The sequence below is a fragment of the Vibrio sp. Vb0667 genome (genome assembly GCF_033391095.1).
In genome coordinates this window covers 11,861-36,068 of record NZ_JAWPOL010000023.1, presented here as the reverse complement: position 1 = coordinate 36,068, position 24,208 = coordinate 11,861, and the positions used below count along the sequence as shown (strand labels likewise).

The window sequence follows — 24,208 nt, the reverse complement described above, 5'->3', positions numbered from 1 at the left end:
TCCAGATACAAACAAGCCGTGCGCTCCAAAGGATAGCACGGCTTGCTGCAATTGGGTGGGGTACCTTAAGCCAATTTAGCGCGAACTAAACCGCTTACTTTACCCATATCTGCACGCCCTTGAATTTGCGGTTTCAGAACGCCCATTACTTTGCCCATGTCTTGCATGCCAGCTGCGCCAGATTCAGCAATCGCGTTCTCGATGAGAGCTGCTACTTCTTCGTCTGTCAGTGGTTGAGGCATAAAGTCCTCAAGAACGGTAATTTCTGCTTGTTCCGCATCAGCAAGATCTTGACGACCCGCTGCTTCAAACTGCGCTACAGAATCGCGACGTTGTTTAACCATCTTGGTCAATACTGCAAGAATGTCGTCATCGTTCAGAGTAATCTGTTCGTCAACTTCACGTTGCTTGATTGCTGATAGGGCTAAACGAATAGTACCAAGGCGCAATTTGTCCTTGGCTTTCATCGCTAATTTTTGCTCTTCTTTGAGTTGATCAATCAGAGCCATAACTAAATTCCTTTTGGAGCTCAGTTATTAGTACAGGCGAACGCGACGAGCGTTTTCGCGAGCTAGCTTCTTAGCGTGACGCTTTTGAGCTGCTGCTTTAGCGCGTTTGCGAACTGTAGTTGGTTTTTCGTAGTGCTCACGACGACGCACTTCAGAAAGGATACCTGCTTTTTCGCAAGAGCGCTTAAAACGACGTAGAGCAACGTCGAACGGTTCGTTTTCACGTACTTTAACTACTGGCATATGCCTTTCACCTCAGGGGTTATTCGTTAACGCTGGTATTCAACAGACCAAATCACAATTGTTAGGTCTCTTACCAGCTTGATCAAAAATGGTGCGGAATTTTAATCCGATCACAACTACTTTGTAAAGCCTTTTGTCGATTATTGTCTGTACAAAATTTGTTTGCAGCACCAAGGCGAGGTAATATGACGCCCAAATTTCCTCTATACAGAAAGCATACTGAGAAAACCATGCGCATTATTGGTATTGAAACCTCTTGTGACGAGACTGGCATCGCAATTTATGACGATGAAAACGGTCTCTTGTCACACAAGCTATACAGCCAAGTAAAACTGCACGCAGATTACGGCGGTGTGGTGCCTGAGTTGGCTTCACGTGACCACGTAAAGAAAACCATTCCTCTTATTAAAGAGGCACTAAAAGAAGCGAACTTAACTTCAAAAGACATCGATGGTGTCGCGTATACCGCGGGGCCTGGTCTTGTTGGGGCGCTATTAGTGGGTGCGACTATCGGTCGCAGTATTGCTTATGCTTGGGGAGTGCCAGCGGTACCTGTTCATCATATGGAAGGTCACCTATTGGCCCCAATGTTGGAAGATAACCCTCCACCGTTCCCGTTTGTGGCGGTATTAGTATCGGGCGGTCACTCTATGATGGTGGAAGTGAGAGGCATCGGTGAGTACAAAATTCTAGGTGAGTCGATTGATGATGCGGCGGGCGAAGCGTTTGATAAAACAGCGAAGCTAATGGGTTTGGATTACCCAGGCGGTCCACTATTATCTAAACTGGCGGAAAAAGGTACACCGGGCCGCTTTAAGTTCCCGCGCCCAATGACGAATGTGCCAGGTTTGGACATGAGTTTCTCTGGTCTAAAAACCTTTACGGCTAACACGATTGCTGCAAACGGTGATGACGAGCAAACCCGCGCGGACATCGCATTGGCATTTGAAGAGGCTGTGTGTGCTACGTTGGCTATTAAATGTAAGCGCGCGCTTGAGCAAACAGGCATGAAACGCATTGTTATTGCTGGTGGTGTGAGTGCTAACCGTCGTTTGCGAGCTGAGTTAGAGAAGTTAGCGAAGAAAGTTGGCGGCGAAGTTTACTACCCACGTACTGAGTTCTGTACAGATAACGGTGCGATGATCGCTTACGCAGGCATGCAGCGCTTGAAGAATGGCGAAGTGGCTGATATGTCAGTAGAGGCTCGTCCACGTTGGCCAATTGATCAACTAACACCTGTCGCTTAGTCAAATTTATGCGGTAGGTTTGAAACCGGTTCTTTGTAATAAAGGTCTCTGCTCCTCAGAGGCCTTTATTTTTAATTATTCAATGAACCGCCTCGTTTTACATTCTGACTGATGCGATCAGTTCGCGATTGTTTCAGTGCTAGGATGACGTGGAAGAATAAGAAATGGATATAACAATGAATAAGTTTGAAATTGAAGGTCAGCAACTTGCTTATCTAGATAAAGGTGAGGGCCCTGTGCTTCTATTTGGTCATAGTTACCTTTGGGATAGCCAAATGTGGGCGCCACAAGTTGAGGTTTTAAGCCAGTCATTCCGTTGTATTGTGCCAGATCTTTGGGCACATGGTGAATCGGACGCTGCACCTGCATCGACACAGTCATTGGCCGACTATGCACAACATATGTTGGCATTGATGGATCATTTAGATATCGAAGAATTCTCGATAGTGGGCTTATCTGTTGGCGGCATGTGGGGAGCTGAGCTAACGGCTCAAGCGCCGCAACGTGTTAAGTCACTGGTATTGATGGATACCTTCATTGGCTGGGAGCCAGAAGTTACGTATAAAAAGTATTTTGCAATGCTTGATACCATCAGCCAAGTCCAAGCAGTGCCTGCGCCAATTATTGAAGCCGTTGTGCCGCTGTTCTTTGCCAACAACGTCAATCAGGATAACCCTAAACTTGTCGCTTCATTCAAACGCAGTTTAGAAGAGCTGAACGGTGAGCGTGCGGTGGAAGTAGCTCGCATGGGGCGCATGGTGTTTGGTCGCCGTGATGTGATTGAAGATTCGGAAAAATTCGCTCTGCCGACGTTAATTGCGGTGGGCTGTGAAGATAAGCCTCGCCCGGTTTTCGAATCGTATTTAATGAAAGACTGTATCACGGGCAGTGAGTTGGTAGAAATTCCGCAAGCGGGACACATCAGTTGTTTAGAACAGCCGGAGTTCGTCAACCAAATGTTGTTGAACTTCCTGAATCGAGTTCATGCGTAACCAATGCATCCCTCTTTAAACGAAAAACTCGGCATTAAGCCGAGTTTTTTTGTGTCAGTTTCTTCTCGCCGATTTTTGGCTCGTCGCCAGACAAAAGCCGACGAATATTTTGATGATGCTTAAATACGATTAAGCAACACAGCATAGCAACAGGTAACGTGTATTGCGGTTTAAACATCCAAGTATAAAACGGAGTGACCAAAACCGTGACGAGAGCCGCTAAGGATGAATAGCGGAATAGCGCGGCTACTGACAGCCAAGTTAACATCACCAATCCTGTTAAGTCCAAACCAATCGGAGCGATAGCGCCAAGCGCGGTTGCGACACCTTTTCCGCCTTTAAAGTGGAAAAAGATGGGGTACATGTGGCCAAGACAGGCAGCAATGGCGATGACGCCAAGAATGATAGGGTCGATACCAAGAAAGTATCCGCCCCACACGGGGATAGTGCCTTTGAGCATATCGCACAACAAGACTGAAACAGCGGCTCCTCGTCCGCCAATACGCAATACGTTCGTTGCTCCAGGATTGTTAGATCCCACACTGCGTGGGTCTGGCAGTTTTAAGAGTCGACAGATCAAAACCGCACTGGAAACCGAACCTAATAAATAGGCGGCCATTGTCATTATCAGTGCCAGTGCGTCCATAGAAGTCCTTGATGGATTGGAATTTAATGCTCGGTTCCCGCGTAGTTGCTATCATACCCCGAATTTACATAATGCAGAAATCCTCACTGTGATAGAGCTTGCATTATGTGATTTCTTGTATATAAAGATGCTTTCGCAGTTTATACCTAAGTAACATTGTGATGACCAAAGTAAATGTTACTTAGGTATAGAATACTACGATCAAATTACCCCTCACGGGTATCCGACCTCTGTAATAGAAGGACATAAGATGGCTCTGGATAAAGTTTTTATTGAACAGTTAGAAGTAATCACCACAATTGGCGTGTACGACTGGGAGCAACAAATCAAACAAAAGTTGGTTCTAGATATTGAAATGGCACACGATAATAAACCTGCGGGCAAAAGTGATGATGTGCAAGATGCACTGGATTATTCGCAGGTGAGTGAGGCGGTACTTAACCACATTGAAAATGGTCGTTTCTTACTGGTCGAGCGCGTGGCTGAAGAAGTAGCAGAGCTTATCATGCTGCGTTTCTCAGTGCCTTGGGTGAAAATCCGCCTAGCGAAGCCTGGCGCCGTGCCGCAAGCACGTGCTGTTGGTGTGGTAATTGAGCGAGGCCGAGCATGATCACCACCTATATCGGTGTTGGGACGAACGTAGAAAGAGAGCAACATGTGCTTGCTGCGTATCAGGAGCTGCAACGGCTTGGAGAAAATCTCCTCGTATCACCGATATATGAATGCGAACCTATTGGTTTTAGCAGCAAGAATTTCTACAACTTTGTCGTTGCAATGCGTACCGAGTTGTCATTAGAAGAGTTGAGCCATCAACTACGCGAGATTGAATTTAAGTGGGGACGCGAAGAAAACGCGCAAAAGTATCAGGATCGAACACTGGATCTCGATATAGTGTTGTTCGGTGAGCGCGTCTCCAAGAAAAAACCTGAGCTACCTCGCAGTGATATCTACAAATATCCTTTTGTCACAAAGCCGCTGTATGATCTCGAACCGCAATTAGTGATCCCAGGCGATGGACGCACAGTCGCAGACATTTGGCATGCTATGCAGCCAGTCGATTCGCTCAAACCCGTTTCCTTTCATTTTTAATTTGAGTTGTTTACATGAGTTATTTTGAAGCCTTTATTTTGGCTCTGATTCAGGGGCTGACAGAGTTTTTGCCTATCTCAAGCTCTGCCCATTTGATCCTGCCTTCCGCTATTTTAGGATGGGAAGATCAAGGTCTGGCCTTTGATGTTGCTGTTCACGTCGGTACATTAATGGCTGTCGTGATCTATTTTCGTCATGAAGTAATCACTTTGTTTCAAGCGTTATTTGCTTCGATCTTTAAAGGAGATCGCAGTAAAGAAGCTAAATTGGCTTGGATGATCGTGATTGCGACGATTCCAGCTTGTGTGTTCGGCTTATTGATGAAAGACATCATTGAAGTGTATCTACGTAGCGCTTACGTTATCGCGACTACTACGATCGTATTTGGCCTGTTGCTATGGTGGGTAGACAAAAACGCTAAACTCGTTGCCGATGAATACCAAACGGGTTGGAAGAAAGCTGTATTTATCGGTATTGCTCAAGCCTTAGCGATGATTCCTGGAACTTCACGTTCAGGGGCGACCATCACAGCAGCGCTTTACCTTGGCTTTACTCGAGAAGCGGCTGCCCGATTTTCGTTTTTAATGTCGATCCCAATCATTACATTAGCTGGTAGCTACTTAGGCATGAAGTTAGTGACCAGTGGTGAACCTGTCCATGTTGGTTTCTTAATGACTGGCATTATCACATCGTTTATCAGTGCGTACATCTGTATCCACTTCTTCTTGAAGATGATTTCACGAATGGGCATGACACCGTTTGTGATTTACCGTCTCATTTTGGGCGTCGGTTTGTTCGCTTTTCTATTAAGTGCATAATTGATGTTAACGAAAAACGCCCGCGAAATCCGCGGGCGTTTTTGTTTGTTCGTTACTTCTTAAGTGCTGCTTTCACTGCTTCAATACGTCGTTTTTCTTGCTCGTCACGAATCGCAGGGCCTTTAAAGCCCTCTTTGATAATGGCTTGAACGTCAACTGCCGCTGCTGCTTGGTAGGCTTGCCTAAAAATATCCGCCTGTGGATATGGTTGCGTTTCCAGTCCTTTACGACCAGCGTGATCCGCTTGGCAGCAAAGCAAGATATCTTGCAGACGTTCGGACTTACGCCACACATCAAGTTTATTGAGTATTTTAATTATGGTTTGTGGTTTAAGTTCAGCCGCGCGATGAATATTGGAGTGCTGTTCGCACACCATCAAGGCTAAATCACGAAACTCATTTGGTACCCGGACACGTTCGCACAGCTTTTTGATCAGTTTTAATCCTGTATGGCAATGCATTTTGTGGCTTGGCCATTCGCTCTCTGGCGTCACGCCCTTACCCAAGTCATGCACTTGGGCGGCAAACCTGACGGGGAGTGAGTTACTCAATTTTGCGGCTTGCTCTGCCACCATCAAAGTATGGATGCCAGTATCGATTTCTGGATGCCACTTCTCAGGTTGAGGTACGCCAAATAGTGCATCAATTTCAGGTAACACCACGGTTAATGCACCACAGTCTCGTAGAACCGATAAGAAAATATCAGGGCGAGGAGTAGAGAGAGATTTATGCCATTCTTGCCAAACACGCTCGGGAGTCAGTGTGCTCAGCTCTCCGGACTCTGCCATGTGACGCATTAACCGCATGGTTTCGTCGGCAACCGTAAAGTTTAGATCAGCAAGCTTCGCTGCGAAGCGAGCGACACGTAAAACGCGTAGAGGGTCTTCAATAAAGGCGTCTGATACATGGCGTAGCAGTTTATCGTTGAGATCTTGCTGGCCACCATATGGGTCATGGATCGTGCCATCACTCTCCATTGCCATCGCGTTAATGGTTAAATCACGACGTATCAAATCTTCTTCTAAGGTGACGTTTTGATCGAAGAAACATTCAAAACCAGTGTAACCAGAACCTGACTTTCTCTCTGCTCGTGCAAGGGCATATTCTTCTTTACTTTTGGGATGCAGAAATACAGGAAAGTCTTTACCAACGGCGGTGTATCCTTGGGACAGCATCATCTCGGGCGTCGCGCCTACGACCACCCAGTCGTTGTCATAACTATCAATTCCGAGCAATTTATCTCGAACTGCGCCACCTACTAAATAAACTTGCACGAATTACCTCTTAATTTATGGATATGCCGTTGGACATTGTAGCAAGCAATGGTACTTTTCTTTACTCCTAAGAATAGAAGAAGAGCGTTTATACCATGTCTGACTATTCCCAGGTGGTTTTTTAGCTGGAGAGCCTAATGTATAAGGACTTTTTTGGGTTTGTCGAACAACCATTTTCGATTGTTCCAAACTCACGTTATTTGTATTTAAGCCAACGTCACAAAGAGGCAATCACACATCTCCAAGCTGGGCTAGGCGATGGCGGTGGCTTTGCTATGCTTACTGGCGAAGTAGGTACAGGCAAAACGACCGTCGCAAAAGCGATGCTGGCGAATTTGGGTGATAACACCAAAGCGGGTCTTATTCTCAATCCCACGTTTTCGAGTAGAGACTTGCTCGAAGCCATTTGCGATGAGTTCAAAATCACCTATCCGCCAGATGCAAACCTCAAACAGCTAAACCAGGTTATCCATCAATATTTGCTGCGTAATTATCGTTCAGGCTGGCAGACATTGCTGGTCATTGATGAGGCTCAACACCTTGCCGCCGACGTTCTAGAGCAGTTGCGCTTGTTGACCAACTTGGAAACCGATACCAGAAAATTGCTCAAAGTGTTGTTGGTCGGGCAGCCTGAATTGCAGCGGTTATTACAAACAACACAACTACGCCAACTTGCCCAGCGTATTACCGGGCGTTATCACCTGTTGCCGTTGGATGAAAAAGAGACAGAAGATTACATCGCATTTCGACTACATACAGCAGGTGGCGACCAGCAACTGTTTAATCGTGCTTCTTGTAAACTTATAGCCAAATACAGTCACGGTATACCGCGGCTCATCAACCTTATCTGTGACAAATCCCTCAACATTAGTTATCACCAGGGTAATGTGGTGGTGGATAAGCAAACCGTTCAGCAGGCCTGTGAAGAGGTGATGCAGTTTCAGGCAGATATTTATCAGCAAGATAAAAAAGAGCGCCGGACTTTCCGTTGGCCTGCTTGGGGCTCTGTCACGGTAGGCCTTATTGCTGCATTAAGTACGGGGTGGGCGGTCGTGAATTATATGCCAGCTCAAGCGACGTCAGTGTTGACACAAGTGACGGAGCCAAGAGTAGAGCCAACACCAACCGTCGTCAGCCAACAGTTAACGGATGAGCAGCGTGCTTTATTGTTAACACAAAAACAGTCGAACCTCGCTGTAAATGATTTGTATCGTTTGTGGGGGTATCAAGCATCGGTTCGCGATAACCTTTGTTTGTCAGAACCGCAGTCGACTATGCGTTGTGAGCGTAAAATGGCGACTTGGCCGCTGTTGATGCAACAAAATCGCCCTGTGATCTTGGAGTTGAATTATCAAGGTGATGTTGGGTATGTCATTCTATATGCCGTCGGTAATGACCAAGCTGAAGTGCTCAATGGTAAGCAGCGTCTCCGTCTGCCAATTTCATGGTTAAAGCCGTTGTGGCAGGGCAATATTATCGAACTGTGGCATGCTCCGCTGAATGAAACATTACGTTTAGACATGGAAGGCCCTGCGATTGAAGTATTAGACCGATTATTAGCAGAAGCGGTGAGTGAGCCACTGCTTGAAACGTCTATTTTTGATGGTGCGATGAAAGAGCGAGTCGAGTTATTTCAACGCTGGCAAGGAATTGGTGTCGATGGTATTGCAGGTAAGCGAACGCTAGACCGACTTCAGCAAAATGTTCAGCCAGATGCGCCTCAACTGGCGAGAATAGAGAAGGAGGACGCATAATGTCAGCTGTGAAACATATAGGTCTGTTCTTGCTGCCAATCACTGCTTCTGCTATTGGAGTCGCTTGGTACTTAGATCTCTTTGCACCGAGTGTTGAAGTAGATACAACGTCCCCGATAGAAAAGGTCGAAGTGGTATCACCTTTCAAAGTATTAGACTATCCAGAGAACACCCAGTTGGCCCAATTGCCAAGAGAGTGGCCAAGTGCAGAGCTATCGCGTGATTTTGGTACATTTACCACCCCCGATGAATACACGAGCCATACACCAAGCAGAGATGAAACACGCAACTCAGCATCAACCCAAACGACTTCTCCTGCTGAAGAGGACCTCGGGTTGTCTTTGGATGATCTGGATTTATCCTCATTATCTCCTGATTTAGCTAGGAAGGTCGAAAATGCCTTATCCCGAGATGATGACAACTCTTCATCACAAACGGCACGCGTGAACGATTTAGAGCGCAACGCTCACCAGTGGCAAGGGCGTCTACCTGCGCTTAATTTGCAAACCCATATGTACGCTAGTGATGAAAATCGCCGTTGGGTGAAAATTAACAATGTTGAGTATCATCAAGGGGATGTCGTTGATGATCAGGTCACTCTAAGAGAAATACAACCGCAAGCTGTGATTGTTGAGTTCCAAGGTGAGCAAATTCGTATACCAGCGTTGTATGAGTGGAAAGGCTAACTCTTGTAGAAACACATCAAGCCAGCGAAATCATATCGCTGGCTTTTTATTTTTCAGAGCATCTTTTGCATCTATTCTGGTGATGATTTTTAGATACTCAAACAAGCAAAATATAGCTTTTCTCAGTCGTTTAAATAGCACCAATATCATTCATCTATTGATAGCGCGATTCCAGTCAGCGTTGTGTAAAAAGACACCATTTTCACGAACTTCGGAGTAATGACTTGGTCCACGTTAGACCCCATCACATAATAGGAGTCTAAACAGAGACACATGCGTATTCTGATTTTTTCTTTAAGCATTGTTGCATCGACAAGCTATGCAGCAAAGCCAGACCCATTCCCAGTTACACCAGATAGTCGCGGGCAAGATTTCATGGTCAGTGCGACGAATCCTTACGTGAGCAGTACCGGTTACTCAATATTGAAAGAAGGCGGTAACGCTGTTGATGCCATGGTCGCGATGCAGATGGTGATGTCTGTCGTTGAGCCAGATATGACCGGAATTGGCGGCGGGACTTTCGCGCTGTTTTATCAACATGACGAGAAAAAATTTCTGGCCCTTGATGGTCGAGATGAAGCGCCCTCTAGCGCGAACCCTGAAATGTTTGTTGAGAATGGGGAAGTACTCAGTCGCAACGAAATATTAGGCCCTCGTTCTGTTGCGGTTCCGGGCACGTTGCGGTTGCTTTACACCACTCATGAACAATACGGCAAGTTGCCATGGGCAGAGCTGATTAAGCCGGCGATTACATTGGCGAGCAATGGGTACGCGATGAACAGCTACACCTACGACATCGTAGTAAGAGAGCAAAGCCGACTTGAGCAAGATCCGGAAGTGAAAGCCTTGTATTGGCAAGGGGACGATATTAAGCCGACGGGAACCTTGATGAAGAACCCTAAGATGGCTGAGACGCTGAGGAAGATCGCGCAACAAGGCGATAGTTACCTTTATGGTGGTGAGCTTGGTCAGCACATCGTAGAGACGGTTAATAGTCGTATTGACGACCAACACGAGAAGTTGTCTTTAGAAGATTTTAAACATTACCAAGTGAAGCAGCGTGACATCATTGAGAGCGACTACCGTGGGAATAAAATCGTCTCTTTTGGTTACCCAGCTTCGGGCGGTGTGATGGTCGCTCAGAGTCTTGAACTGCTTGCACCCTATGACATTGCCCATATGGCGAAAACGGATGTGGAACCTTGGCGTCTCATGACTGAAGCGATGCGAATTGCAAAAGCCGATCGTATTGCGTATGCCGGAGATCCGGATTATGTGGAAGCGCCAGTTGAACAGTTGTTGTCTAAAGCCTATCTAGATCAGAGACGTGATTTAATCCCCGATAATGGCACTTCAAAAGAGGATCCAAAAGCAGGACAGATAACGCAAACTCAGTATGCGCAATATCAAGGCTTCGAGAGCAAAGATACAGGGCATATTTCTATCGTCGATAGAGATGGAAATGCAATAGCAATGACTAGTACGGTAGGAACGGGTATGGGCTCGGGTGTGATGGTCGATGGCGTTATCTTGAACGCGCAGATGGCTAACTTCTCACCTCTGCCAACGGTTAACGGCAAACCTACGCAAAACTCAATTGAAGCGGGCAAGCGTCCACGTTCGGCTATTACGCCATTAATGGTGATGGACAGTGATGATAATTTGCGTTTGGTGGTTGGGTCACCAGGTAGTTCACAAATCCCGGGGTATGTACTAAAAACCGTGGTTGGGGTGCTGGATTGGAACTTATCAGCGCAAGAGGCTATTGACTTACCAAACATCCAGTATGGCACTAAGATAGACCGCACCAAGTCTTATGACCCGACTGGTTTGCTGGTGGAAAAGAAAACGTTCGCAGAAATGTTGGTGCCTGAGTTTATGGAGCTTGGCTACCCAGTGCACGTTATTCCAGTGGTAAGCGGTTTGAATGCAATTGAGCTAAAAGATGGCAAGCTTTATGGCGCAACGGATCGTCGTCGAGCCTCTAGTTCAATGGGGGAGTAGTACTCACTTCTATCAAACGAAGCAAACTAAAAAGCCAGTCAATATCGACTGGCTTTTGCGTTCTTTTTAAAGATAAAAGCGTAAGGGTTTATGCCCAACCCGCAGGAGAGCGCTTTCTACGAGGCATGACATGCGGAAGAATCAAACCAAATAGTAAACCTAAACCTGCGACACCGCCGCCATAAGTGAAGTACTTAAGCAGCATGTCATCTTTTTGTGTATCCAGTTTTGCGCGTAGCTCGCGGTTTTCTGTTTCAACAGAAGTAAGCTGATCACTGATCTCAGAGTATTTATTTTCTAGATCTGAAATTTGTTGGTTACGTGTTTCGAGAGAGGTAACAAGACCGGCTTTCTCTGCATCAGAAGTTTGACGAGCATTAGCAAGCTGCTCTTTTACTTCGGCTAGCTCTTTCTCAATGCGAGGAAGGCGAATTGCCATGCTCTCTTGGTTTGTCACAAACTTGCTTTGTACCCAACCAGTGCGACCACGGTCATCACGAACTTGCGTATAGCCAGTATCTCGGTTGGTTTTAATCAGTTGTACTTTAGAACCGGCGTTAACACTACCGATAATACGGTAGGTGTTATTTGGACCTGAGTGCATAAAAGTGAAGAGGTCATCAGAAATATAACGGTCTGCTGCTAGGGCCGCTGGCGCTGCTAGCAAAGTAAACAAAACCGTGATGATTAGTTTTTTCACAGTAAATCCCTTAACGATTTTTCTTGGAGACAGCGTTGGCACCGAATGATTGGAGCCGGAAATAGACGAATAGTATGCAGTTTCAAACCTCGGTGCAACAAAGAAGGGAGGCAAAGCCTCCCTTTCTGTGCGTTTGAGTCAATAATGACAAAGCGCTTACATTCTATTGACGAGTGTCTTAAGCGAACATCGCTTGAAGTCCGTAGAAGAATACTACGGCCAATAACGCACCCGCTGGTAGTGTAACGATCCATGATGCCACGATGTTACGAACTACGCCTAGGTTCAGTGCTGCGATACCACGAGCAAAGCCAACACCGAGAACCGCACCAACCAATGTTTGAGTGGTTGAAATTGGCAGGCCTGTACCAGACGCTAGAACTACCGTACATGCTGTTGCTAGCTGTGCTGCAAAACCGCGGCTAGGCGTTAGCTCAGTGATGCCTGTACCAACGGTTGCCATTACTTTGTGACCCAGTGTTGCAAGACCGACCACGATACCAATACCACCAAGAGGTAGAATCCACCAAGCGATGGCGCTTTTCGTGCTGATTTCGCCCATGTGTTCAACAGTCGATACGACAGCAGACAGTGGACCAATGGCGTTTGCAACGTCGTTTGAACCGTGTGCAAATGCCATCGCACAAGCGGTGATAACCATCAGAACGCTGAAGATACCTTCCACGCCAGAAAAGCTGCGGTCCTCTTCGCGATTAGCGAATTTTTTCTGGATGTATACGTAGCCGCCAATCATCACAAGTGCTGAAACTGCTGCTGCCCACATCCAGGCTTCACCATTGGTCAGGTGAAGACCAACGTGTTTTAGACCTTTTTTGATGGTTACAAGTGCAATCACCATTGTTGTGATGAACATGTAAACAGGTACAAAACGTTTCGCGTTAAACAGAGGGTTCTCAGTATCAAAAATCAGGCGCTGTGCGCTGACAAAGATAACGTAAGCAAAGAAACCTGAAATCACTGGCGTAATAATCCAGCTACCAACAATGCCTTGAACGCTGCCCCAGTCAACCGCTTCAGTACCTACTGATACGCATGCAAAACCAATGATTGCACCGATGATTGAGTGAGTCGTTGATACTGGCCAGCCCATGTAAGAAGCAAGAAGCAGCCATGTACCTGCTGCTAAAAGCGCAGACATCATGCCGTAGACAAGAACATCTGGTTGACTAGCAAATAAAGAAGTTTCGATTACACCTTTACGGATAGTGTCGGTTACTTCACCGCCTGCAAGGTAAGCACCTGCAAATTCGAAGATCATCGCAATGATGATAGCTTGTTTTACAGTTAGCGCTTTTGAACCTACAGATGTACCCATCGCATTAGCAACGTCGTTCGCGCCAATACCAATCGCCATCATGAAACCAAAAATCGCTGCAACAATAATCAGGACAGTGCCGTAGTTCGCAAGGATATCCATCGTAATACCTAGTTGTTTTATAACAAGCGGAACAAAATTTTACGCGCGCCAAACCATAAGACGATGAAAATAGTCATCGTCCCTATGACACGTGTTAATTATGCTCTTCGTTATGTCGTTAACTTTATGTTTTAAGATCGAGATAGCATGACTTCCAAACGAGCACCTACGCGCTGCGCTTGGTCGGCAATACCACCTACCCATTCAAGAATCTTGTACAGGAACATGACATCGATAGGGTTCATGTCAGCTTCAATCACCATCAACTGTTGGCGAAGTTCAATCTGCATGGCATCGGTATCATCTTCGATAACGTCTAATTGATGAATCATTTCAGCGACGAGCGTCACTTCACGGCCTTTGAAGCCGGTTTCTAGCAATTCATCAAGTTCATTGATTACCTTTTGCGCCTGATCGGCAGCATCAAGACAACGTTGAACGTAAGCGAGGAAGTTTGGTTGGAGAGCCTCAGGGATGACAAGTTGACGACCATATACACGGCCAGCAATGTCTTTTGCCAGGTTTGCAAGTTTGTCCTGTTGAGTCAAAAGCTCAAGCATGTCAGTACGGTCGACTGGCATGAACAAACCGCGAGGCAGTTTTAGACGGATTTCACGTTTCAGCACATCCGCTTCTTTCTCTAGGTGAGAAATTTGTGCACGGATTTCTGCTGCTTTTTCCCAATCACCCTTTGAAGATACTTCAAAGAATTTCACCAAGTGTGAACAACATTCGTTGACACACACAACGTGGCGTTGCAAAGGCTTAATTGGGGACTTTGCAAATAACCCCATAATTGTATTTACTGGCATGGTCATTCAACCTAATAACTATAACCTTAAAAAAACATACACCATTTCTGAGTGCTTGGCGAAATGTTGAACGATGGCTATAAAGGCGCGCATGGTAACGCATTAAATCGCTCATTAAAACTGTTTTAGATCATCAATCCGGCGATATTTCTCTCTTGCCGTGTGAGAAATTACGCAATATCCTGTTTCTATCTGCTTTGAAAGGTATAGCTATGGAAACCGAAATAGAACTGAAGTTTTTTGTTTCTCCTGAATTTTCAGAAACTTTAAAAGAAAAAATTTCTGAGACAAAAGTACTTCAGCATAGTTGTCGTGACTTGGGTAACACCTATTTTGATACTGCCGATAAATGGCTTCGAAAGCACGACATTGGTTTAAGAATTCGCCGTTTTGATGATGTATTCGTCCAAACCGTAAAGACAGCAGGACGCGTCGTCGCAGGCTTACATCAAAGACCAGAATACAATGCTGAGCACACTAGCGACGAGCCTAATCTGTCGCTTCATCCTCTAGATATTTGGCCTCCAGGTAAAGATGCAGAAACGCTGCAATCCGAGCTTATGCCATTATTCTCGACCAACTTCACACGTGAACAATGGCTGATTGGCATGCCCGATGGCAGTCAGATTGAAGTTGCCTTTGACCAAGGCTTAGTTGTAGCCAAAGGTGAAGACGAAGAAGAGAAGCAAGAGCCGATTTGCGAAGTTGAACTGGAACTTAAGTCAGGCCAAACCGAAGCTTTATTCACGCTGGCACGCAGCTTTTGCGAGCAAGGCGGTATGCGTTTGGGTAACTTGAGCAAAGCGGCGAAAGGTTATCGACTTGCAAGCGGTTATGCGGGTGATGAAGTAAAATCATTGGCACTTGTGGACAGTAGTCCGACGGATACCGTTGAATTTTGCTTGATCAACTCTTTAGAGCACGCTTTGTCTCATTGGCATTATCACGAGCAAATTTATGCTGAGCGTGACAGCGTGGAAGCACTGCGTGAAATCAGTAATGCCATTCGTTTCATTCGTCAAACATTGACTATTTTTGGCGGGATTGTCCCTCGTCGCGCGAGTGCGATTCTGCGCCAAGAGCTTAAATGGTTGGAAGAAGAACTGAGTTGGTTAGATGAGCATGCACACCTTGAAGAGCTCTTAGATGACAAAGGCAATGTGCTGCGTAAGTTGGATGCGCGTAAGTTCTTAGTATCTGAGCTGACTCAGCAGTTACAAGAGTTGCCAAGCCGTGAAGAAGTGCTAGGGTTGCTCAATTCCGCGCGTTACACAGGGTTACTGCTGGATCTAAGCCGCTGGATCTTAGCACGCGGTTGGCAGCCATTTCTTGATGAAAAAGCACGTGAAAAAATGGCAAGTAACATCATGCCGTTTTCAGTTACTCAGCTCGATCGCACTTGGGCTGAGCTAATGGAAGCTTTCCCAGCAGAGCGCGATTTGACGGCGCAAGAGTACGTTGATCAGCGTTATCGCTTATTGCGTAACCTCTATACTGGTATTGGTTTCGCGAGTTTGTATAACTCGGATGAGCGTAACAGCTTCCGTTTACCATGGGCGGATCTAGTGCATGGTATCGATGATCTGCTAATGCTGAACCACTTACTCCCGTTGGTTGATATGCTGGAAGACGCAGAAAAAGAGCAGTTAGAACGCTGGTTGCACCGTCAAGAGCGCTCAATTTTGCATGCAATGGATCAAACCCGAGCGATCAGTGTGGAAGTTCAGCCTTATTGGCGTGAATGATCGTTCTGGTGATAAGAACAAAAAAATAGGACCGCATGGTCCTATTTTTTTGTCTCTGTTTTACGTTGTTGTAGCTCTTTTTCCATGAAATCGAGTCGTTCTAGTATTTGCGCTTGTTGGCTTAGGAGCTGCTCGAGCATACGTTCTTTATTGATTGAACTGTGCGTCTGTTGTTTCGTTGGGGCAGTAAGGATAGAGGTGATAAGACCCGAGATCATACCAAAGATACCCACCCCGCAAACAATGATGATGACAGCCAAAAACTTTCCTATGGAGGTCACTGGATAATGATCGCCGTAACCAACCGTTGAGATTGTTACAAATACCCACCACAAAGCATCGGCGCCAGTACGAATATTCGCTTCTGGGTTTTTCGCTTCGATAAACAGCATTGCACTAGAACCGAGTGTTATGAGGATAACCATCAATAGCAGTATAGAGGCGACCGTGGTTTCGCGGCGGTTTTCTTTGAGCTGATGCAAAATGAACTTTGACGAACGCAGTACTAATACCACTCGCATAATATGAAAAATACGAGCAAAGCGCAGGGGCTCTATCAATGGGATGCTCGCTACGAAATCTATCCAATGACGTTTAAGGAATAACCAGCGATCTGTGGACCGGATCAAATCAATGGTGAGCTGTAGTAGAAAAATACTACAGATTATGAAATCCAGACCGATAAGAACTTGACGGGTTTCGTGATCGATCGGGAAAAACAACAAGCCAGAGATCACAAATAGTGCCATAAAAGACAATATTAGTGACAACAGGCCCATCGGTCGTGTGCTGTCTTTGATATCATTGTTTTTCATACGAAGCTCAAAATAAATCGCGTAACCACGCAAAGCGCGAACATAACTATAAGTAATATAAAGATTATAGATAAAGACTATATAAGACTCGGTGGAGAACTGACAATGGAAAAGCTGGCATTTAAGCCATGGGAAAGGGTCATATCCGACATTCGACTGGTGCCTAAAATGGTCATGTTGATGGTCTTCAGTACTGTCCTGATCGTGGCAAAACAACTGTGGGACGCAAACACTTTTTACGACTCACTTTTAGCGGCGACACAAAACGCGCAAGTTGCCCAACAGCATTATGAAGCATATTTAACGCAAGTTGCTTGGCAAACCGCCTTATTGATTGTGGTTTTTGTCGTGCTCTTATTAGCGGCGGCTAGAGTGATGTTGCGTCAAACACAGTATCTGAGCGACGCGATCAAACTGATGGCGAGCAAGAACCTCTCTGTTCCATTTGGTATGGATTGTAAAGATGAATACGGAGACGTGGCACGTGAATTAGAAAAGACACGTCGACAATTGCACGATGTGATTCAAATGCAAATTAATGCGTCTGATGAATTATCAACGCTCACCGAAGTCATGACGCTGAGCATGTCGGAAACGAAGGAATCGGCGCAAGAAGAGTTTAACGAAATTGATCAACTTGCTACGGCGATGAGTGAAATGTCGTCGACGGTCCAAACGGTTGCGGAACATGCCCAGACGGCATCTTCTCTAACAGAGCAAGCTTCCGCACAAGCAATTTCTGGTCAGCAGTTCTTGCAAAGTACAATGGCGAAAATGAGTGAACTTTCGTCGGATATCGCTTCATCGGCACAAGCGGTTAACCAAGTTGAAGAACGTGTTGAAGCCATTGGTAGCGTTGTAGGGACGATTCAAGGCATTTCTGAACAAACCAACCTGCTTGCACTGAATGCGGCGATTGAAGCGGCGCGAGCTGGCGAGGCTGGGCGGGGTTTTGCTGTGGTTGCAGATGAAGTTCGTAACCTTGCCCAACGTACACAACAAGCGACGGTAGAAATTCAAGAGATGATCGCACAGCTGCAAACCAGTGCTGAATCTGCGGTAGAACTCATGGAAAAAAGCGTTGTAGAAGCGGCAGATGGAAACGAGCTGGTTTCTAATGCTGGATCTGAGCTCGATGGTATTGTTGGGCAAGTGACGCAAATCAATGACATGAACTTCCAGATCGCGACGGCGTCTGGTCAGCAAAGCAGTGTTGCAGAAGAGATGAGCCAAAACCTCACCAATGTACGTGAGTTGGTTGAAGCCTCAGTTGTTGTTGTTACCGAGCTGCTAGAAACCTCTGAAATGATGCAAAATAATGCAGGTGAGCTAGACAAGAAGATCAAATCTTTCCAAGTTTAATATTCGATCCCGAACTTTTGATAAAACGCCCACAAACCTTTTGTGGGCGTTTTTATTTGCTTTCAGTCTGGTATAAAGAATGAGTTACCGTGCTTTTCAAACAAGGAAGAAAAATGCAGCTGCCTTCGCCACTGATTTCTATCGCTGAATCTGCCGTACAAAACGCCCAAGACGCAGGTTATTTTCCCCTTTGGCCCGATGAGGTTGCGCAGCAATTTCGTTATGTGGCGGGCTTAAGCCAGTTTATAACTGAAGCCATTCATCGCGATGAAGTCCTAGCCCGTGAGTTGCCAAGTATGTTAGCGCAGCCAAGTCGTCAGGAGTCTTACCGCTCACGCCTTGCTGAACTGTTGGAACAATGTCCTGATGAGATGTCTGGTCATCGCGTATTGCGTCAGTTTCGCAATCGAGAAATGGTGTACATTGCGTGGAAGGATTTCACGCATGCATGGTCTCTAGAGACGTCTTTAAGCCACTTATCTGAGTTGGCAGAAGCGATGATTTTTGAAACCTATCAATGGCAATATCAAGTGTGTTGTCAGGAGTGGGGCACGCCAACAAGTGAGGACGGTGAAGTGCAGCCGATGTTAATTATCGGCATGGGGAAACTGGGTGGTGGCGAGCTAAACTTTTCTTCCGATATTGATCTAATTTTCACGTACCCAGAGAATGGCGAAACCCAAGGCGCACGCCGAAGCATTGCCAATGCCCAGTTCTTTACTCGTCTTGGTCAACGCATCATCAAAGCGCTCGACCAACAAACCTTCGATGGTTTTTGCTACCGCGTCGACATGCGACTTCGCCCATTTGGAGAAAGTGGCCCCTTGGTAATGAGCTATGCCGCACTTGAAGATTATTACCAAGAACAGGGGCGAGATTGGGAACGCTACGCGATGATCAAAGCTCGGGTGATGGGATGTGAGATGTACCCGCAGTATCAAGAGCTACGCCAAATGCTGCGCCCTTTTGTTTTTCGTCGTTATATTGATTTCAGTGCGATTCAATCTTTGCGACGAATGAAGTCGATGATCAGTAGCGAGGTTCGCCGCCGAGGGTTGAATAACAACATTAAGCTAGGTGCGGGTGGCATCCGAGAAATTGAATTTATCGCTCAAGTTTTTCAATTAATTCGAGGTGGTCGAGAGCCTTCTTTGCGTAATCGAGGGCTGTTGGAAACGCTGCAAGGCATTGAAGAGCTGGCATTGCTTACTCCACAAGAAGTCAGCGATCTAGAAGCCGCATACAAGTACTTGCGTCAATTAGAAAACTTGTTGCAAGCAATGGCGGATAAGCAAACCCAGACGCTGCCTGATTGCGAAACCGAACGCTTAAAGCTCGCCACCGCGATGAAAATGAGCTGTTGGGAGCAATTAATTGAGCAAACCCAGCAGCATATGGCAAATGTTCACCAAGTTTTTGAATCACTAATTGGTGATGATGAAGAAGACGAGGGGACTACCGTTGCTCGTCATTTTCATGAGCTATGGGATATGGCCGACAAACAAGACGTTCTTGAGCATATCTTGCAGCAGGATATTCAGATTGAAGACTTTGCTTCATGCGCGAAAACCATCATCAACTTTAAAACCGATCTGGCCAAAAAAACGTTAGGCCCACGTGGACGCGAAGTGCTCAATCGTTTGATGCCGAAAGTGTTTGATGCGGTCTTTGCCCATCCTGATGCACAGTTTGGTTTATCTCGTGTACTTCATTTGCTACACAACATCTGCACTCGCACAACTTACTTGGAATTATTGGATGAGCATCCAGCGGCTCTGGTGCAGCTCGTACGTTTGTGTACCGCAAGCCCAATGATTTCAGAGCAGCTGTCTCGTTATCCTATCTTGCTTGATGAGTTAATCGACCCTGCGCAGCTGTACAATCCCATTCCATTAGACAGTTACCGTACAGAGCTGCGTGATTATTTGGCGCGTATTCCTGAAGATGATATGGAACAGCAAATGGAAGCGTTGCGTCAGTTTAAGCAAATTTGTATTTTGCGTATTGCAGCGGCAGATATTGCTGGCGCATTGCCAGTGATGAAAGTGAGTGACCATTTAACTTATTTAGCGGAAGCTATCGTGGATGCGGTGATCTGTCAGGCTTGGTTGCAAGTATCTGAAAAGTATGGCGAGCCAACGCATGTGAAAGATCGTGAAGGCAAAGGCTTTGCTGTAATTGGCTATGGTAAAGTCGGAGGGTGGGAGCTCGGCTATAACTCCGACTTGGATATTGTCTTCATGCATGACTGCCCAGTCAATGTCTACACTGACGGCAAAAAAGAGATTGATGGTCGTCAGTTCTACCTTCGTTTAGCACAGCGTATCATTCATATTTTCTCCACTCGCACCGCTTCCGGTATTTTATACGAGGTCGATACCCGATTGCGTCCGTCCGGTGCATCGGGTTTGTTGGTTAGCCCAACGGACGCGTTCGACGACTATCAACATCAAGACGCGTGGACATGGGAGCATCAAGCACTTGTCCGCGCGCGCATGATTTATGGTGATGAACCACTGGCGATCGCATTTCACAATACGCGGCATGATGTGTTGTGCAAAGCACGCGATCAAGCTGAACTGAAAAAAGACGTTGTCGAAATGAGAGAAAAAATGCGCGGTCATCTTGGGGGGAAAAAGCCAGGCCGCTTTATGCTCAAGCAAGATGTGGGTGGGATTACCGATATCGAATTTCTCGCTCAGTACCTAGTGCTCAACTATAGTCACGATAAGCCGAAATTGACGCGTTGGTGTGATAATGTGCGCATCTTTGAAACGCTCATTGCGCAAAATGTCATGGACGAAGACCAAGCAATGCAGTTGATACGTGCTTACACGACAATGCGCAACGAAATACACCGACGAAATCTACTCAATTTAGACGCTGATGTGGTGGAAGACAAGTTTGTTGCCGAAAGGGAGTGGGTAAAACAGGCTTGGAATCAGTGGTTCAGTTAAGACCATATATTTAGCCTCGATAAGGGCTGTGATAAACTCACTTCGATTTAATTTTTGGAGACCAACAATGAAACCAATTCTACCTGATTACAACAGCGCTGGTGTGCTCATCATCGGTGATGTCATGCTAGATCGTTACTGGTATGGCCCAACCGGGCGCATTTCTCCTGAAGCGCCGGTTCCTGTTGTAAAAGTAGAAAACAATGAAGAGCGTCCTGGTGGTGCTGCGAACGTTGCGATGAACATCGCATCACTAGGTGGCCATGCTCACATTGTTGGTCTAACTGGGGAAGATGAGCCTGCAAAAGTGCTGACGGAGACGCTGAGCTCACTCGATGTGAAGTGCGATTTCGTTGCACTGCCTGATTACCCAACGATTACGAAGCTTCGCGTAATGAGCCGTGGACAACAGCTTATTCGTCTCGACTTCGAAGACAAGTTTGAAAACACAGATTCTGCACCTGTGCTATCACGTATGGATGCCGCACTGCCAAACGTTAAAGCCGTGATTATGTCTGACTACGCAAAAGGTTCGTTAGAGCATGTTCAGGCATACATTCAAAAAGCGCGCGCAGCAAATATTCCGGTTTTCATTGACCCGAAAGGTGCGGATTTTGAACGCTACCGTGGCGCAACACTTCTTACGCCAAACATGAAAGAGTTCGAAGACGTTGTAGGTAAAGTGAAATCTGACCAAGAGCTAGTAGAGAAAGCACTGGCTTTGGTTGAAGAGTTTGAATTTGAAGCGCTTTTAGTGACACGCAGCGAAAACGGAATGACCTTGATTCGTCGTGGCCAGGAACCGTTCCACCTTCCAACTCAAGCGAAAGAAGTGTACGACGTGACAGGTGCGGGCGACACGGTTATCTCTGTATTGGCAGCGTCTGTTGCCGCAGGCAAATCATTTGAAGAAGCGTGTGCACTAGCAAACGCAGCGGCAGGTGTTGTGGTTGGTAAACTAGGCACGTCAACGCTTTCTGAGATTGAATTAGCAGAAGCGGTACATGGCAGCCAAGACACGGATTACGGTGTTATTTCAGAAAAAGCACTGATCGAAGCGGTGAAAAAAGCACGTGCTCGTGGCGAGAAAGTCGTTATGACAAATGGCTGCTTTGATATTCTACACGCTGGCCATGTGTCTTACTTAAACCATGCTGCTGAACTGGGCGATCGCCTAATCGTTGCGGTAAATACCGATGAGTCAGTAAAACGCCTTAAAGGCCCTGGTCGTCCGGTAAACCCAACCGATCGCCGCATGGCGGTGTTGGCAGGTTTGGGCGCTGTGGATTGGGTTGTACCATTTAGTGAAGATACGCCGCAGCGTTTGATCTCAGAAGTTCTACCAAGCTTGCTAGTAAAAGGCGGTGACTACAAACCAGAAGATATTGCTGGTGGTAAAGAAGTCATTGCGGCGGGTGGTGAAGTTCGTGTATTGAACTTTGAAGATGGCTGCTCGACCAGTGAAATCATTAATGCAATCAAAGGCGGTAAGGGCTAAGCCTGCTGTTTGTTAGCATTGAAATGCTATTTGCTCATAAAGGTCGCTAAGTGCGGCCTTTATGATACTTGATGCTAAGAGACACTTTTAGGCTCTGAACTACAAGTAATAAAAAACGCCAGCTGATAACTCAACTGGCGTTTTTATTTATTAAGACCTGAAGTATTCAATTCGCGGTTATTTTGCCGCTTTCAAACCTGCATCAACGTCTAAGATGTCTTGTTCGCTTAGCGTACCAACTGCTTGGCGTAGCTGAAGAACACTTAAAATGTAGTCGTAACGAGCGTTCGATAGGTTTTTGTTCGCATCGTATAGACGACGAGTCGCGTCCAGTACATCAACGATAGTACGAGTACCTACATCAAAGCCAGCTTCTGTTGCTTCTAGTGCAGAGCGTGCAGAAATAACCGCTTGCTCATACGCACGTAATGCGCCGATAGAGGCGTTAATGTTGTTGTTTTGTGCGCGAACATCTTTGACTACGCTACGGTACTGTGCTTCAAGATCTTCGCTTGCTGCCACGTATGCGTATTCAGCTTGTTTGGTTTGAGAGGTTACGTTACCACCTGTATATAGCGGTACAGCAAGGTTCACACCGATATTGAAGTTGTCACTAGTACGGTCACTATTGGCATTGCGGTTTAGGCCACTATTGAATGTGTTGTCCGTTCCTGAGTAATCTCCGTAATTGTAACCACCATCTAGAGAGAGCGTTGGTAAGTGGCCAGAGCTTGCTAGTGAAATATTGTCACGCGCGATGTCTTGAAGAATACGTGAAGATAGCAAGGTCAGGTTTTTGGTTTTTGCTTCATCAATGAGTGATTCAGCTGGTACGGTCGATGGGCTAGCGGTGAAGCGGCCAGTATCCAAAATGTTGAGATCTTTGTGCTCTTGGCCTGTAATTTCACGCAGTGACTCGTAGCTATTAGTTAGCGCGTTTTCTGCCAACACTTCGTCCGCTAGCACTTGGTCGTACTGAGCTTGTGCGTCATGCACGTCAGTGATTGCAGACAAACCTACTTCAAAACGCTGTTTAGTTTGCTCTAATTGACGACCCACTGCGGCTTTTTCTGCTCGTACGAAAACAAGATTATCTTGCGCGCGTAGAACTTCAAAATATGCTTGTGACACGCGAAGGATCAGTGCCTGTTGCGTCGCTGCGTAAGTCGCGTCTGCTTGGCGAGCGCTTTTCTCAGCAGTATCTAGAGAGATCCAAGATGCGCGATTGTATAGAGTTTGTGAGAAACTTACCCCAGCAGTTAGAGCATCTTGATCATTCGATGATTTGCCCAGAGCGCCATCGTTATAATCGTTGTCACCACGAGTTAAATTGTAACCCGCAGTAAGGTTAATTTGTGGTAATAGAGCACTACGGCTTGAGGTGATTGCTTCGAAAGCTTGGTCACGTTGTGCTGCTACACTGAGCAATTGTGGATCATTTTGTTTTGCCAAGTCGTAGATTTCAGCCAAAGAGTCTGCGAACGCAGACGTACTCATGCTACCTAGCGCTGCACTGATAAATAGTGGAAGCAATTTTTTCATTTTCTATTCCCGCGGTCCATAGATTGGTTAATTCTCAGTAGTTTAACTCAATTTGCACGATATTTACTCTAAAGTTTG

21 protein-coding genes are annotated in these 24,208 nt (G+C 46.2%); 12 read left to right on the top strand and 9 right to left on the bottom strand.

Annotation, left to right across the window (positions count from 1 at the left end; translation table 11 throughout):
• Nucleotides 1-65 precede the first annotated feature (65 nt).
• Nucleotides 66-509, bottom strand: a complete 444-nt coding sequence (locus R8269_RS17740) for a GatB/YqeY domain-containing protein (protein ID WP_005379720.1) — start codon at nucleotides 507-509, stop codon at nucleotides 66-68.
• Nucleotides 510-536: 27 nt separating this feature from the next.
• Complete coding sequence (gene rpsU, locus R8269_RS17735) at nucleotides 537-752, bottom strand: 30S ribosomal protein S21 (protein ID WP_001145625.1); 216 nt, start codon at nucleotides 750-752, stop codon at nucleotides 537-539.
• Between the two features lie 230 nt (nucleotides 753-982).
• On the opposite strand from rpsU, the gene tsaD reads away from it, so the two are divergent.
• Together tsaD and R8269_RS17725 are read left to right on the top strand one after the other, a co-directional pair.
• Nucleotides 983-1,999: a tRNA (adenosine(37)-N6)-threonylcarbamoyltransferase complex transferase subunit TsaD gene (tsaD, locus tag R8269_RS17730; protein ID WP_005379854.1), complete on the top strand. Its 1,017-nt coding sequence runs from the start codon at nucleotides 983-985 to the stop codon at nucleotides 1,997-1,999.
• Nucleotides 2,000-2,175: 176 nt separating this feature from the next.
• Nucleotides 2,176-2,991 (top strand): alpha/beta fold hydrolase, encoded by an 816-nt coding sequence (locus R8269_RS17725; RefSeq protein ID WP_005379855.1) that lies wholly within the window; start codon nucleotides 2,176-2,178, stop codon nucleotides 2,989-2,991.
• Between the two features lie 34 nt (nucleotides 2,992-3,025).
• Here R8269_RS17725 and plsY read toward each other — a convergent pair whose 3' ends face one another.
• Nucleotides 3,026-3,637 carry a glycerol-3-phosphate 1-O-acyltransferase PlsY gene (plsY, locus tag R8269_RS17720; protein WP_005379857.1) on the bottom strand — a complete coding sequence of 204 codons (612 nt, stop codon included), beginning with the start codon at nucleotides 3,635-3,637 and terminating at the stop codon, nucleotides 3,026-3,028.
• Nucleotides 3,638-3,887: 250 nt separating this feature from the next.
• On the opposite strand from plsY, the gene folB reads away from it, so the two are divergent.
• The 3 genes from folB to R8269_RS17705 are packed head-to-tail and all read left to right on the top strand — an operon-like array spanning nucleotide 3,888 to nucleotide 5,544.
• Entirely contained in the window at nucleotides 3,888-4,247 is a 360-nt protein-coding gene (gene folB / locus R8269_RS17715; RefSeq protein WP_005379859.1) for a bifunctional dihydroneopterin aldolase/7,8-dihydroneopterin epimerase, read from the top strand.
• Entirely contained in the window at nucleotides 4,244-4,726 is a 483-nt protein-coding gene (gene folK / locus R8269_RS17710; protein ID WP_005387457.1) for a 2-amino-4-hydroxy-6-hydroxymethyldihydropteridine diphosphokinase, read from the top strand. The genes folB and folK overlap by 4 nt, the downstream gene beginning before the upstream one ends.
• Nucleotides 4,727-4,740: 14 nt before the next feature.
• On the top strand, nucleotides 4,741-5,544 hold the full coding sequence (locus R8269_RS17705; protein WP_017820255.1) for an undecaprenyl-diphosphate phosphatase: 804 nt from the start codon (nucleotides 4,741-4,743) through the stop codon (nucleotides 5,542-5,544).
• A 52-nt stretch (nucleotides 5,545-5,596) separates the two neighbouring features.
• Here R8269_RS17705 and R8269_RS17700 read toward each other — a convergent pair whose 3' ends face one another.
• Complete coding sequence (locus tag R8269_RS17700; protein ID WP_258476716.1) at nucleotides 5,597-6,817, bottom strand: multifunctional CCA addition/repair protein; 1,221 nt, start codon at nucleotides 6,815-6,817, stop codon at nucleotides 5,597-5,599.
• A gap of 137 nt (nucleotides 6,818-6,954) precedes the next feature.
• Here R8269_RS17700 and R8269_RS17695 point away from each other — a divergent pair, with 137 nt between their 5' ends.
• The 3 genes from R8269_RS17695 to ggt all read left to right on the top strand — a co-directional run bounded on the left by R8269_RS17695 (nucleotide 6,955) and on the right by ggt (nucleotide 11,261).
• A complete protein-coding gene (locus R8269_RS17695; RefSeq protein WP_017820254.1) occupies nucleotides 6,955-8,571 on the top strand; it encodes an ExeA family protein in 1,617 nt (538 codons plus the stop codon).
• On the top strand, nucleotides 8,571-9,257 hold the full coding sequence (locus R8269_RS17690) for a general secretion pathway protein GspB (protein WP_017820253.1): 687 nt from the start codon (nucleotides 8,571-8,573) through the stop codon (nucleotides 9,255-9,257). Before R8269_RS17695 ends, R8269_RS17690 begins: the two co-directional genes overlap by 1 nt.
• Nucleotides 9,258-9,530: 273 nt before the next feature.
• Nucleotides 9,531-11,261, top strand: a complete 1,731-nt coding sequence (gene ggt, locus R8269_RS17685; protein ID WP_203345692.1) for a gamma-glutamyltransferase — start codon at nucleotides 9,531-9,533, stop codon at nucleotides 11,259-11,261.
• A gap of 88 nt (nucleotides 11,262-11,349) precedes the next feature.
• Here the strand turns inward: ggt and R8269_RS17680 are convergent, their stop codons facing one another.
• The 3 genes from R8269_RS17680 to R8269_RS17670 all read right to left on the bottom strand — a co-directional run bounded on the left by R8269_RS17680 (nucleotide 11,350) and on the right by R8269_RS17670 (nucleotide 14,211).
• Nucleotides 11,350-11,961, bottom strand: a complete 612-nt coding sequence (locus R8269_RS17680) for a TIGR04211 family SH3 domain-containing protein (RefSeq protein WP_005379900.1) — start codon at nucleotides 11,959-11,961, stop codon at nucleotides 11,350-11,352.
• Between the two features lie 178 nt (nucleotides 11,962-12,139).
• Nucleotides 12,140-13,399, bottom strand: coding sequence for an inorganic phosphate transporter (locus R8269_RS17675; RefSeq protein ID WP_017820251.1), 1,260 nt, complete (start codon nucleotides 13,397-13,399; stop codon nucleotides 12,140-12,142).
• Between the two features lie 131 nt (nucleotides 13,400-13,530).
• Complete coding sequence (locus R8269_RS17670) at nucleotides 13,531-14,211, bottom strand: TIGR00153 family protein (RefSeq protein ID WP_005379896.1); 681 nt, start codon at nucleotides 14,209-14,211, stop codon at nucleotides 13,531-13,533.
• Between the two features lie 212 nt (nucleotides 14,212-14,423).
• Between R8269_RS17670 and R8269_RS17665 the strand changes: the two genes are divergently transcribed.
• Nucleotides 14,424-15,956, top strand: coding sequence for an inorganic triphosphatase (locus R8269_RS17665; RefSeq protein WP_005379894.1), 1,533 nt, complete (start codon nucleotides 14,424-14,426; stop codon nucleotides 15,954-15,956).
• A gap of 41 nt (nucleotides 15,957-15,997) precedes the next feature.
• Here R8269_RS17665 and R8269_RS17660 read toward each other — a convergent pair whose 3' ends face one another.
• Nucleotides 15,998-16,771, bottom strand: a complete 774-nt coding sequence (locus tag R8269_RS17660; protein ID WP_005387432.1) for a potassium channel family protein — start codon at nucleotides 16,769-16,771, stop codon at nucleotides 15,998-16,000.
• Between the two features lie 105 nt (nucleotides 16,772-16,876).
• Between R8269_RS17660 and R8269_RS17655 the strand changes: the two genes are divergently transcribed.
• The 3 genes from R8269_RS17655 to hldE all read left to right on the top strand — a co-directional run bounded on the left by R8269_RS17655 (nucleotide 16,877) and on the right by hldE (nucleotide 22,588).
• Nucleotides 16,877-18,133 (top strand): methyl-accepting chemotaxis protein, encoded by a 1,257-nt coding sequence (locus R8269_RS17655; protein WP_005379890.1) that lies wholly within the window; start codon nucleotides 16,877-16,879, stop codon nucleotides 18,131-18,133.
• A gap of 113 nt (nucleotides 18,134-18,246) precedes the next feature.
• Nucleotides 18,247-21,090: a bifunctional [glutamate--ammonia ligase]-adenylyl-L-tyrosine phosphorylase/[glutamate--ammonia-ligase] adenylyltransferase gene (gene glnE / locus R8269_RS17650; RefSeq protein ID WP_149192029.1), complete on the top strand. Its 2,844-nt coding sequence runs from the start codon at nucleotides 18,247-18,249 to the stop codon at nucleotides 21,088-21,090.
• 67 nt (nucleotides 21,091-21,157) lie between these two features.
• Entirely contained in the window at nucleotides 21,158-22,588 is a 1,431-nt protein-coding gene (hldE, locus tag R8269_RS17645) for a bifunctional D-glycero-beta-D-manno-heptose-7-phosphate kinase/D-glycero-beta-D-manno-heptose 1-phosphate adenylyltransferase HldE (protein WP_258476713.1), read from the top strand.
• Nucleotides 22,589-22,765: 177 nt separating this feature from the next.
• Here the strand turns inward: hldE and tolC are convergent, their stop codons facing one another.
• Nucleotides 22,766-24,130 carry an outer membrane channel protein TolC gene (tolC, locus tag R8269_RS17640; protein ID WP_017820248.1) on the bottom strand — a complete coding sequence of 455 codons (1,365 nt, stop codon included), beginning with the start codon at nucleotides 24,128-24,130 and terminating at the stop codon, nucleotides 22,766-22,768.
• Nucleotides 24,131-24,208 lie beyond the last annotated feature (78 nt).

Excerpts from the sequence above, each read along its gene's own strand:
- R8269_RS17740 (WP_005379720.1), bottom strand. The coding sequence starts at position 509 with ATGGCTCTGATTGATCAACTCAAAGAAGAGCAAAAATTAGCGATGAAA.
- rpsU (WP_001145625.1), bottom strand. The coding sequence starts at position 752 with ATGCCAGTAGTTAAAGTACGTGAAAACGAACCGTTCGACGTTGCTCTA.
- tsaD (WP_005379854.1), top strand. The coding sequence starts at position 983 with ATGCGCATTATTGGTATTGAAACCTCTTGTGACGAGACTGGCATCGCA.
- R8269_RS17725 (WP_005379855.1), top strand. The coding sequence starts at position 2,176 with ATGAATAAGTTTGAAATTGAAGGTCAGCAACTTGCTTATCTAGATAAA.
- plsY (WP_005379857.1), bottom strand. The coding sequence starts at position 3,637 with ATGGACGCACTGGCACTGATAATGACAATGGCCGCCTATTTATTAGGT.
- folB (WP_005379859.1), top strand. The coding sequence starts at position 3,888 with ATGGCTCTGGATAAAGTTTTTATTGAACAGTTAGAAGTAATCACCACA.
- folK (WP_005387457.1), top strand. The coding sequence starts at position 4,244 with ATGATCACCACCTATATCGGTGTTGGGACGAACGTAGAAAGAGAGCAA.
- R8269_RS17705 (WP_017820255.1), top strand. The coding sequence starts at position 4,741 with ATGAGTTATTTTGAAGCCTTTATTTTGGCTCTGATTCAGGGGCTGACA.
- R8269_RS17695 (WP_017820254.1), top strand. The coding sequence starts at position 6,955 with ATGTATAAGGACTTTTTTGGGTTTGTCGAACAACCATTTTCGATTGTT.
- R8269_RS17690 (WP_017820253.1), top strand. The coding sequence starts at position 8,571 with ATGTCAGCTGTGAAACATATAGGTCTGTTCTTGCTGCCAATCACTGCT.
- ggt (WP_203345692.1), top strand. The coding sequence starts at position 9,531 with ATGCGTATTCTGATTTTTTCTTTAAGCATTGTTGCATCGACAAGCTAT.
- R8269_RS17675 (WP_017820251.1), bottom strand. The coding sequence starts at position 13,399 with ATGGATATCCTTGCGAACTACGGCACTGTCCTGATTATTGTTGCAGCG.
- R8269_RS17670 (WP_005379896.1), bottom strand. The coding sequence starts at position 14,211 with ATGCCAGTAAATACAATTATGGGGTTATTTGCAAAGTCCCCAATTAAG.
- R8269_RS17665 (WP_005379894.1), top strand. The coding sequence starts at position 14,424 with ATGGAAACCGAAATAGAACTGAAGTTTTTTGTTTCTCCTGAATTTTCA.
- R8269_RS17660 (WP_005387432.1), bottom strand. The coding sequence starts at position 16,771 with ATGAAAAACAATGATATCAAAGACAGCACACGACCGATGGGCCTGTTG.
- R8269_RS17655 (WP_005379890.1), top strand. The coding sequence starts at position 16,877 with ATGGAAAAGCTGGCATTTAAGCCATGGGAAAGGGTCATATCCGACATT.
- glnE (WP_149192029.1), top strand. The coding sequence starts at position 18,247 with ATGCAGCTGCCTTCGCCACTGATTTCTATCGCTGAATCTGCCGTACAA.
- hldE (WP_258476713.1), top strand. The coding sequence starts at position 21,158 with ATGAAACCAATTCTACCTGATTACAACAGCGCTGGTGTGCTCATCATC.
- tolC (WP_017820248.1), bottom strand. The coding sequence starts at position 24,130 with ATGAAAAAATTGCTTCCACTATTTATCAGTGCAGCGCTAGGTAGCATG.